General features: G+C 47.2%; 1 protein-coding gene. It reads right to left on the bottom strand.

What is annotated here, in order from left to right:
* Positions 1–515: 515 nt before the first annotated feature.
* The coding region (locus QVO39_RS08515) for a fimbrillin family protein (RefSeq protein ID WP_288171956.1) at positions 516–1,082 on the bottom strand (567 nt) is incomplete at its 5' end.

Raw genomic sequence — 1,082 nt, 5'->3', positions numbered from 1 at the left:
CTAGCACTTCACCACGCTTTCTTTTCCTTGTATACCTCTAGTATTAATACTGTTGTGCGAAGGGTTAGATGTGGCTATTATGAATAATGGAGAGGCGTTTTGACTCCTCATTTTTACAACATTATATTAGTTAAACTACTGATAGATTGGCAAGACCTCTACCTCTGCCGAGGTTCGTATTAAATAAAATAGTCACAGGTCTAGGTCCATAGTGCCGAACCTTAACACAAGTTTGACCTCAGGATTAACCCTACCAAAACGAGCGTGTTAGGAGAGTTACCCTCCGTTATCTGACACTAAGTCACCTCCTTATCTTAGAGCAGATTTTACTCTATTCTCATTTGGCTTGCCACTGTAGAAGAGGGGAGTAGGGGGTGTGGGTGATGAAAAAAAGGATGCCCACCGCAAGGAGTTGCAGGGGGGCATCTCTTGGAATTATTTAGTTAACTGAGTTATTGGATTGGTTCGCCAAAGCGATTGGCAGTAGTATAAAAATCCATGATGAGATGCTTCTTTTATTCAGTAAGCTGGAGACGGAGGACATAATGCTCTCCTATCTCAAGGTGCTGATTAGTGAGAGGGAGTTCTTTTAGTTCCGTGTCGTTGCTGCCTGGTCGCTTGAGTTTAACGATTATCTTGGTTTCGTCCGATAGTGTTTGTGGGATTAGAAAGAAAGGGGTGATGGTGATGGGGGTATCTACCGAAGTGCTAGCCGTATGATCCACCTCACCCGTCCAGGTATAGGTCCGAGGATCGGAGTAGTGGGCCCACTGCTGTTGCTTAATAGAGTAGGTCGCTGTAGAGAGGATGCCACGTAGCTCTACCGAGGTGATGGTCATATCAGGGGTCTCCTCATGAACGACAAAGCTCACCCCTGAGAGGAGGTGCTGGAAATGAAGTGGCACGGGCTTGCCATAGTGGGCTGGCACTACCTTTTGAGCCGCTACAATATCTACCTCTCCACTATTATCGGTGAGGGTGTAGCTTCCTTGATTCCACGCTGGAGTGAGGGCACCATACGGAGCAAAGGCGAAGAAGCTGAGCTGTCGTCCTGCCTCACTCCCGAGCCACGGATAGTTGGT

The organism is Porphyromonas sp. CAG:1061, from assembly GCF_000435035.1.
Taxonomy (GTDB): domain Bacteria; phylum Bacteroidota; class Bacteroidia; order Bacteroidales; family Porphyromonadaceae; genus Porphyromonas_A; species Porphyromonas_A somerae.
This window is presented reverse-complemented; position numbering and strand designations above follow the sequence as displayed.